9 protein-coding genes are annotated in these 8,787 nt (G+C 69.5%); 4 read left to right on the forward strand and 5 right to left on the reverse strand.

The annotated features are described in order from the left end of the window. Positions 1 to 107: 107 nt before the first annotated feature. Positions 108 to 311, reverse strand: a complete 204-nt coding sequence (locus ABZ260_RS39735) for a cold-shock protein (RefSeq protein ID WP_350929493.1) — start codon at positions 309 to 311, stop codon at positions 108 to 110. Positions 312 to 447: 136 nt separating this feature from the next. Then, complete coding sequence (locus ABZ260_RS39740) at positions 448 to 651, reverse strand: hypothetical protein (RefSeq protein WP_355627890.1); 204 nt, start codon at positions 649 to 651, stop codon at positions 448 to 450. Positions 652 to 692: 41 nt separating this feature from the next. Here ABZ260_RS39740 and ABZ260_RS39745 point away from each other — a divergent pair, with 41 nt between their 5' ends. The 3 genes from ABZ260_RS39745 (at position 693) to ABZ260_RS39755 (ending at position 3,039) form a co-directional block, all read left to right on the forward strand. Continuing rightward, the gene (locus ABZ260_RS39745; RefSeq protein WP_355627893.1) at positions 693 to 1,103 is read left to right on the forward strand and encodes a GntR family transcriptional regulator; all 411 of its coding nucleotides are present in this window, start codon (positions 693 to 695) and stop codon (positions 1,101 to 1,103) included. After that, a complete protein-coding gene (locus ABZ260_RS39750; RefSeq protein ID WP_355627896.1) occupies positions 1,100 to 1,981 on the forward strand; it encodes an ABC transporter ATP-binding protein in 882 nt (293 codons plus the stop codon). The genes ABZ260_RS39745 and ABZ260_RS39750 overlap by 4 nt, the downstream gene beginning before the upstream one ends. A gap of 89 nt (positions 1,982 to 2,070) precedes the next feature. Further along, positions 2,071 to 3,039 carry a hypothetical protein gene (locus ABZ260_RS39755; protein WP_355627898.1) on the forward strand — a complete coding sequence of 323 codons (969 nt, stop codon included), beginning with the start codon at positions 2,071 to 2,073 and terminating at the stop codon, positions 3,037 to 3,039. Between the two features lie 17 nt (positions 3,040 to 3,056). On the opposite strand, the gene ABZ260_RS39760 is transcribed toward ABZ260_RS39755, so the two are convergent. The 3 genes from ABZ260_RS39760 to ABZ260_RS39770 all read right to left on the reverse strand — a co-directional run bounded on the left by ABZ260_RS39760 (position 3,057) and on the right by ABZ260_RS39770 (position 7,652). Further along, on the reverse strand, positions 3,057 to 4,919 hold the full coding sequence (locus ABZ260_RS39760; protein WP_355627901.1) for a hydantoinase B/oxoprolinase family protein: 1,863 nt from the start codon (positions 4,917 to 4,919) through the stop codon (positions 3,057 to 3,059). Beyond that, positions 4,897 to 7,002: a hydantoinase/oxoprolinase family protein gene (locus ABZ260_RS39765; protein WP_355627903.1), complete on the reverse strand. Its 2,106-nt coding sequence runs from the start codon at positions 7,000 to 7,002 to the stop codon at positions 4,897 to 4,899. The genes ABZ260_RS39760 and ABZ260_RS39765 overlap by 23 nt, the downstream gene beginning before the upstream one ends. Before the next feature lie 206 nt (positions 7,003 to 7,208). Next, positions 7,209 to 7,652 carry a hypothetical protein gene (locus ABZ260_RS39770; RefSeq protein ID WP_350929487.1) on the reverse strand — a complete coding sequence of 148 codons (444 nt, stop codon included), beginning with the start codon at positions 7,650 to 7,652 and terminating at the stop codon, positions 7,209 to 7,211. A gap of 302 nt (positions 7,653 to 7,954) precedes the next feature. Here ABZ260_RS39770 and ABZ260_RS39775 point away from each other — a divergent pair, with 302 nt between their 5' ends. Then, the gene (locus ABZ260_RS39775) at positions 7,955 to 8,593 is read left to right on the forward strand and encodes an SRPBCC family protein (protein WP_355627906.1); all 639 of its coding nucleotides are present in this window, start codon (positions 7,955 to 7,957) and stop codon (positions 8,591 to 8,593) included. Positions 8,594 to 8,787 lie beyond the last annotated feature (194 nt).

Consider the following 8,787-nt stretch of genomic DNA (forward strand, 5'->3'; position numbering starts at 1 on the left):
GCGCACGTATTACGCGCTTCGGGCGCTCAAGCTGGCGCTGGAGGAGCGGGGGCTCGCGCCATGATGACCTGTGACGAAGTACGGATGTCGCTCATGCTGGTGCTACATCAGACCGGAACGATGTTCTCGGCCTGCGGGCCCTTCTGACCCTGCGTGACGTCGAAGGAGACCTTCTGGCCCTCCTGCAGCTCACGGTAGCCCTGGGCGGCGATGTTGGAGTAGTGAGCGAAGACGTCGGCGCCGCCGCCGTCCTGCTCGATGAAGCCGAAGCCCTTTTCCGAGTTGAACCACTTCACGGTTCCCGTAGCCATAACCTTCTCCTTCGATAGGGGGCAGAGCCGGAATCCGCACCGCGCGGATCCCGCGTCGCCGCGATGAGCCCATCCGGAGATGACCGGGAAAACAAAAATGCACCTGACGGATGACCTTTCAGGTGCACACAGAGTTTCATGGGTACCACAACCGCAACTGCTTCAAAGTTACCACCTCCAAGGCCCGGCGCACGAACTCATCTGTCCGCCCACAGCTGAGAACCGGAGCCGCCGGCGACCGGCCCGCCACCCATGCCGACACCGCCTCCTTCACCGTGGCCACGGGAGACCGCTCCGGGAGTGCCGCGACCTCGATGTTCCCGGTGAGGTTGACGTCCACCGGCACATCATGCACCCTTTCACTAATTAATTAGTGAAAGGGTGCGGAAGTTGATCGAATTCCACCTTGACCGGGGGTCGGGGGTGGCGACCTACCTCCAGCTCGTGCACCAGGTCCGGCACGCGCTCCGGCTCGGCGTGCTGCGACCCGGCGACCGGCTGCCGACGGCCAGGGAGGTCGTGGACCAGCTGGCGATCAACCCCAACACGGTGCTGAAGGCCTACCGCGAGCTGGAGCGCGAGGGTCTGGTCAGCGGGCGACCAGGAGTGGGCACGTTCGTGGAGCGGTCACTGGGCCAGACCTCCATCGGCGACCGCGCGCGGTTGCGCGCCGACCTGGCACGCTGGGTGCTCGACGGCCGCCGGGCGGGCCTGGACCTGGAGGATCTGGAGGCACTGATCGCCTCCGTCCTGACCGACTTCTCCCGCGAGTCCCGCGAGGAGATCGCGTGACCGCCCTGGAGACCGAGGCCCTGGGCAGGCGTTACCGGCGGACCTGGGCGCTGCGTGACTGCTCGGCGGTGGTGCCGTCCGGGCGGGTGGTCGCACTGGTGGGTCCCAACGGCGCGGGAAAGTCGACCCTGCTCCACATGGCCGTCGGCCTGCTCGCCCCGACCACGGGGACCGTGCGGGTCTTCGGCAGGCCCGCGCACGAGAACCTGGAACGGATCGCGTTCGTGGCGCAGGGCAAGCCGTTGTACGCGGGCTTCAGCGTGGCCGAGATGCTCACGTTCGGGCGCAGGCTCAATCCCCGGTGGGACGACGCGGCGGCCAGGGGGCGGCTGGCGGAGCTGGACATCCCTCTCGACCGCAGGGTCGGCAGGCTGTCGGGCGGGCAGCAGACGCAGGTGGCGCTCACCGTCGCGCTGGCCAAGCGCCCGGACCTGCTGGTGCTGGACGAGCCGCTGGCCGACCTCGACCCGCTGGCCCGCCAGGACGTGATGCGCGGCCTGATGGCGGCGGTCGCCGAGACGGGGCTGACCGTGTTGCTCTCCTCGCACGTGGTGTCGGAGCTGGAGGGGACCTGCGACTGGCTGATGGTGGTCAACGGGGGCCGGATTCAGGTCAGCGGCGACATCGACGAGCTGATAGCCGGGCACCGCCTGCTGACCGGCCCCGCCGAGGGCGCCGACGCGCTCACCGCCCGGCTGCCGGTGATCTCGCGGGGCGGGACCGGGCGGCAGGCCACCCTGCTCGTCCGGGACAGCACTCCGCTGCTCGACCCGCGCTGGACCGCCCGCCCGGTGAACCTGGAGGAGACGGTGCTGGCCTATCTGCGCGCCCCGGACCTCGCGGCCCTCCCCCGCCCGGCCCTGACCTCCGCCCGCTGATCCACCCTGCCTCCGCCGTACGGGACCACCGGGCTCGCACGGCCTTTCTTATGGAATCACCCGGGCGTACCACCTGAAGGGATCTTTCCTTGCTCTGGCTGACCTGGCGACAGCATCGCGCGCAGATCCTGGTGACCTGCGGCCTGCTGCTCGCCCTGGGAGTACTGCTGCTCGTCTCCGGCCTGCGGGCGACCGCCTACATCGCCGACCAGGCCCCGCCCGGCTGCCCCGGCCCCGCCGCCGCGTGCTCCGGCGTGAACTCGACGATCTACCACGATTACTACCACCCGGTCTTCATGGTCTTCGGCCTGCTTCCCATCGTCGGGTCCGCGCTGGTCGGCGCCTTCTGGGGCGCGCCACTGCTGGCGGCCGAGTTCGAGCGCGGGACCAGCGCGCTGGCCTGGACCCAGTCGGTCTCCCCCCGGCGGTGGCTCGTGGCCAAACTCTGCCTGCTCGGCGGCATGGTCGTGGCCGCCGCCCTGCTCCTGTCGGCGATGATCAGCGCGTGGCTGCCGGTGTTCCGCGACGTGACCGGCGACAAGTCACTGGAACCCGGGACGTTCACCATCATCGGCGTCGTCCCGGCCGCGTGGTGGCTGTTCGCGTTCGTCCTGGGCGCCGCCGCCGGGACGTTCTTCCGGCGCACCCTGGCCGCGATGGCGGTGACCGTGGCGCTGGTCGCCCTGACCGTCCCGTCCGTCTTCTTCTCCCGCGACTCCTACGCCGAACCGGTGCGTACGGTTACCACCGGCTGGACGGCGCTCTACGAGGGCGGCGGCACCCTGGTCGGGGAAGCATGGATCGATCCCTCCGGCCAGGAGATCACGGAGCCGCCCGCCGGTGCCTGCCCTCCGCCCGCCGGGGTGGACGCCCGTTCGGAACGGGCACAACTACTGGAGGAGGAGTGCCTGATCGACGAGGGCTACCGCAAGGCGGTCTACCATCACCCGGTCGACCGGTTCTGGCGCTTCCAGTGGACCGAGACCGGCATCCTGCTGACCGGAGCCCTCGCCCTCGGCGGCCTCACCGTCACCCGCACCCTCCGCCGCCGGAGGTGATTCGCTTCACATGAGCGTCATATGAGATCCACCTCCGCGTGCGGCAGCCCGCCCGACAGGGAGGGGAAGCCAGGGCCCCGGTCGAAGAAGGGCGCGTCGTCGGTGACCAGGGCGCGGAGTTCCGCGCGGCGGATCTCGGTGGCCTCGGCATCCACCTGGAGATCGTTCTGCGAGCCGGACAGGATGACCCCGTAGTCGTCGCGGGCGCCGTCCACCGAGACCTTGCCGTCGCGGACGTCGGCGGCCACCAGGGCGGGGTCGCGATCCAGCGGGGACCCCCAGCCGCCACCGCCGGTGGTGCGGACCCGGATGATCTCGCCCGCGCGGACCGGCGAGTCGTCCACCAGGCCCTCCATCTCCCTCCCGTCGATCTCCACGACGAAGGGTTTTCCGGCCCGGCCGCCGTTCACCCCCCAGCAGGACAGGATCGAGCGGTCGGCGATGGACATGAACGAGGCGTCGCGGAGCATCCGCAGGTGCTTGTCGTAGCCGAGACCGCCCCGGTAGAGGCCGGGACCGCCGGAGTCACGGGCCAGGCCGAGCCGCTCGACCCGGAAGGGCCAGCGGGACTCGGCGAACTCGACCGGGATGTTGCGCGAGTCGGGCACCACGTGGATGGTGTCCTCCCCGTCCGCGTACCACCGGCCGCCCGAGCCGCCGCCGAGGACCTCGCGCATCAGGTACGGGGTGCCGTCGAGGCCGTCGCCGTAGACGCCGGTGTAGCGGATGGTCTCCTGGTCGGCGGGCATCCGGCCGCCGGTCGCCTTGGCCAGCACCCCGGCCAGCACGCCCAGCAGGCGCAGGATCACGAAGGTACGGGCGTTGGTGGGGGCCGGGAAGATCGGGGTGAGCAGGGTGCCCTTCTCCGGGAACCGCATCTCGATGAGGGGCACGACGCCCTCGTTGACGTCCAGCTCGGCCATCCGCTCGGGGGTGTCGGCCAGGTTGCGCAGGATCGGCGCCAGCCACTTCTTCAGGAACACCCCGTCGGCGTAGTCGCCCGCGTGGTTGATCGGCCCCTTGGCCTGCGGTGAGGTGCCGGTGAAGTCCATGACCAGCGGCACCTGGGCCGAATGATCGACGGTGAGGGTCATCCGCTGGGTGTGCAGGCGGGGGGAGTCCACGCCGTCGTGCTCGGCGTAGTCCTCCCACACATGGGTGCCCTCGGGGATCTTGGCCAGCAGCTCCCTGCGGAACGTCTCGGTGGTGTTGGAAATGATCGCGTCGAAGCACGCCTCGACCGCCTCGCGCCCGTACCGGTCGAACAGCTCGCCCAGCCGCCGCGCGCCCATCAGGCAGGCCGAGCACTCGGCGTCCAGGTCTCCGGCCAGCGAGTCGGGCATCCGTGAGTTCCGGGTCATGATGGTGAGCGCCGCCCGGTTGGGCACGCCCTCGTCCCACAGCTTGATCGGCGGGACCATCAGCCCCTCCTCGAACACGCTGCGCGCGTTGCTCGGCATGGAGCCGGGCACACCCCCGCCGATGTCGTCGTGGTGGCCGAACGCCTGTACGAAGGCGACGACCTCCCCGCCGTGGAAGACCGGGACCGTCACGCACAGGTCGGGCAGGTGCCCGATGCCCCCCTCGGACAGGTAGACGTCGTTGTGGAAGAACACGTCGCCGGGCTTCATCTCGGCGGTCGGGAAGTCCCTGACGATCGGCTGGACCAGCGCCGAGTAGGACCTGCCGGTCAGCTTGCGCAGCCGTACGTCGTGGATGCCCGCGCGGAAGTCGTGCGCGTCGCGGATCATGGGCGAGCGGGCGGTACGGGCGATGGCCGTCTCGACCTCCATCTCCACGGACGCGAGCGTTCCCTCGACGATCTCCACCAGCACCGGGTCGGCCGCGCTCGTCGATTCAGCCGTTGTCGTTCGCTGCACGGCGCACCTCCAGGTTTCCGAACTCGTCCATGGTCGCGGTGAAGCCGGGATGAACCGGCAGGGTGGAGCCGTACTCCTCGATGACCGCGGGACCGCTGATCTCCGCTCCGGCCACCAGGTCGGCGCGGCGGTGGATCGGGGTGCTGCCCCACTCGTCGTAACAGACCTCGCGGAAGGCGACCGGCTCGGGCCGGCTCGTACCGTGCGGCCGGCGTCCGATGGCGGGGCGGGTGATCGGGCCGATACCGGAGACCCGGAGGTTGACCCACTCGACGCCGTGCCGGGGATCGTCACGATAGCCGTACCCGTAGAGCTTGTGGTGCTCGGTGTGGAAGCGGTCCAGCACCTCGGCCCGCCACGCCTCGTCCAGCGGTCCGGCCGGGGCCATCACCCTGACCTCGTAGGCCTGGCCGTAGTAGCGCAGGTCGGCGCTTCGCGCGTAGACGTGCGCCTCTCCGGCGAAACCCTCGCGGTCCAGGGCCGCGGCCGCCTGTCCCTCCAGCTCACCGAAGATCTCCGCGGCGGCCGCGAGCGAGAGGTCGCGGGTGACGAAGGTGCGCACGTAGTCGTTCTTGACGTCCACGGTGAGCAGCCCGAACGCCGAGACGTTGCCGGGGTCGGGCGGGACGATCACCGAGGGCAGGCCGAGGATGTCGATGAGCCTGCAGACCAGTAGCGGTCCCGAGCCGCCGAAGGCGACCATGGGGAAGTCGCGCACGTCCAGGCCGCGCTTGACGGTGATCTGGCGGATGGCGTTCGACTGGTTGAACGCGCTGATCTCCAGGATGCCCGCCGCGGTCCGTTCGGGAGTCAGTCCGATCTTGCCCGCGAGCGCCTCGATCCCCTGCCGGGCGGCGTCGGCGTCGAGCGGGATCTCCCCGCCGAGCAGGTGCGCCGGAACCCGGCCGAGGAAGACGTGCGCGTCGGTGACGGTGACCTCGGTGCCGCCCCGGCCGTAGCAGAGCGGCCCCGGGTCGGCCCCCGCGGACTTGGGCCCGACCTTCAGCGTGCCCTCCGGGGAGATCCACGCGATGGAGCCGCCGCCCGCGCCGACGGTCACGATGTCGATCATCGGGATCTTGCAGGGGTAGCGGCCGATGCTGCCCTCGGTGGTCAGCGACGGCTCCCCGTCGACGACCACCGCGACGTCGGTGGAGGTGCCGCCGCCGTCCAGGGTGATCACCGAGGGGTGCCCGGCGGTGGCGGCGATCAGCGCGGCGCCGAGCGCGCCCGCGGCCGGTCCGGAGAGCACCGTGGTGATCGGCTGGTGCACCACCTCGGCCGCGGAGAGCACACCGCCGTTGCTCTTCATGACGGAGAACGGCAGGCCCTCGCCCGCACGCGCGGCACCCGTCTCGCCTCCTTGGCCGGCCGCCTCCAGACGTTCGGCCAGGTTGGCGATATAGCGGCGCATCGTCGGTTTGACCGCGGCGTCGACCAGCGTGGTGACCGAGCGCTCGTACTCGCGGTACTCGCGCAGCACGTCGCACGAGATCGAGACGACGGCATCCGGGTGCTCCCGTTCCAGGACCTCCCGCATGCGCAGTTCGTGGGCGGGGTTGGCGTACGAGTGCAGGAAGCAGACGCCGATCGCGGTGATGCCGCGATCACGGAACCACCGGGCCGCCTCGACGGCCTGCTCCTCGTCGAACGGCCGCACCTCGGCCCCGGTGTGGTCCAGGCGCCCGCCGACGGTCCTGACCCGGTGCACCGGGACGATGCGGGGCGGCTTCACCCAGAAGTAGGAGTTGCCGTAGCCGTCGGGCACGCTCTGGCGGGCGATCTCCAGGATGAACTCGAAGCCCTCGGTGGTGACGAAGCCCAGGTCGGCGATACGGTCCTCAAGGAGTTGGTTGGTGGCGACCGTGGTGCCGTGCACCACCGCCGACACGGCTTCCAGGGTCACCTCCTCGGCCCCGGCCGCCTTTCTGAGGACCTTCCATACCCCCTCCATGAACCCGTCGGCTGGGTTGGCGGGGGTGGAAGGAGTCTTGGTCGTGGTGATCTCACCGGTCTGCTCGTCCACCGCGACCACGTCTGTGAACGTGCCCCCGGTGTCGACCCCGATACGGACGCTGCGCATGCCCCCGTGTCTACCCAGTCCCGGCGAATCCGCAAATCGGCGGACCCTGCCGAAGCTACGCCCGATCCTTGGGCAGTGTTGGCGGGAGCGGAGGGGTGAACCGGTGGACGTCCGGGGCCGCGGGAGCCGGCCGCGGAGACACGAAAGGCCGGCCCTGCCGGAGGTCGTCCGGAGGCCGGCCCCGCTGGAGGTCCGCGGTGCCTGTTCTAGCGGCGCCGGGGACCCATGGTGGTGTTGATCACCGAGTCGGCGTCGTGCGCGTGGACCTTGGCGGCGAGGCGGATGGCGATCTCGTTCGTACGGCGCAGCTCGGCCTCGACCCTGTCCTTGCCGGACTGGCCGATCTGCACGCCGAAGTAGGCGCCGATGATCGCACCCGAGACGCCGACGAGCCCGGCGAACGGCGCGGTCGTGTCACCCCCGCGCAGCGTGATCACCGCGAAGCCGATCAGGATGACCACGAGCCCCACGATGACGACGTAGAACCCGTACCGCCAGCGAGCCGCCTCGGCCTGGGCGGCGACGGCCTCGTCCTCGCTCATCATCGCCGCGAGCGCCACCGGTATCTCCGCGGTCTCCGCGGAGGGGCCGGAGGTCAGGGTGGCCGGGGTCTTGCCGAGAGGTGGAACGGTCTTGTTGGTGGTCGTCACTGGTTCTCCCACTTTCCGATATGCCAAAGGGAATCTCCCACGCTTTTCACGGTCAAGCCAAGTCAAGCCCAGTCAGGCTACGTCAGCCAGGGACCACCCACTCCTACCAGCACATCTTCCCTCCAAACCCCCTCGTACCTCCCGTCTTTCACCCTTGGTCGCAGACCATGACCTTTCAGCCGGATGTCCGAGGATGGACCGTTACAAAACATGAAGATCACGATCTGCGTTCGGAACGTGGAAACCATGATCGGATGCGGTAGAAGACTTTCATCACCTCCCCCTCTTCTTCTGAGGTATCCGTGACAAAGCTCTTCCGGCTTCTCGTGGCCCCGCTGTCCGCCGCCGCCCTCCTCCTCACCGCCTTCTCGACCCCTGCCCGCGCCGACACCGACCCGCTGCTCGCCGCCCAGTGGCAGATCGCCTGGAACACCTACAGGTTCTACGAGTGCCTGACCGCTCCCCTGCCGATAACGGGAAGGAAGCAGGTCAAGCGTGATGTCTCCACCGAGATCAACGCCCCGGTGGAGCGCGTGTTCGACACCTACTCCAATATCAACAACCATCTGGGCATGCACTCGTTCCTGAAGCGGGTCGTCACGCACGCGGATTGGACCGAGCCAGGAACGCGCTACGTCAACTTCACCGCGGTCGAGGAGATCCCGGTCGCCGGGCTGCCGGTCACCAGCAACACGCACGCGCAGCAGCGCGTCCACCGCGACGACCTCTACTACGAGACCGACACCTGGACGCTGCCCAACGTCGTCACGCACCAGAAGATCGTCTTCACCGACCTGGGCGACGGGCGGACGCGGGTCACCGAGCACCTCACCTTCGAGGCGAGCATCCTGCTCATCGACTTCACCGTGACCAACGGCGTCTCCTCCCACCAGGCGACGCAGGCGGGCCTGAAGACGGCGATCGAGAGCGGCCTGCTCTGATCGTGAGGATGTAGCTGAACGCCTCCCGATGGGGTCCGGCCCTTGCGCCGACCGACCACGGTGTCCTCAACGGGGTCTGTCGACTCCATCCAGGAGGCGTTACCCACCGGCCGATGGGGGGGCCCGGACGCTGGACACGTGCAGGTTGAACCCCTCGAGCGTGAGCAGCGGGAAGAACAGGAACGCCTGCCGGC

It is taken from the genome of Streptosporangium sp. NPDC006013, assembly GCF_040614275.1.
Classification (GTDB): domain Bacteria; phylum Actinomycetota; class Actinomycetes; order Streptosporangiales; family Streptosporangiaceae; genus Streptosporangium.

Bases quoted from the DNA above. Each gene is read 5' to 3' on its own strand.
- ABZ260_RS39765 (WP_355627903.1), bottom strand. From the start codon at position 7,002: ATGCGCAGCGTCCGTATCGGGGTCGACACCGGGGGCACGTTCACAGAC.
- ABZ260_RS39735 (WP_350929493.1), bottom strand. From the start codon at position 311: ATGGCTACGGGAACCGTGAAGTGGTTCAACTCGGAAAAGGGCTTCGGC.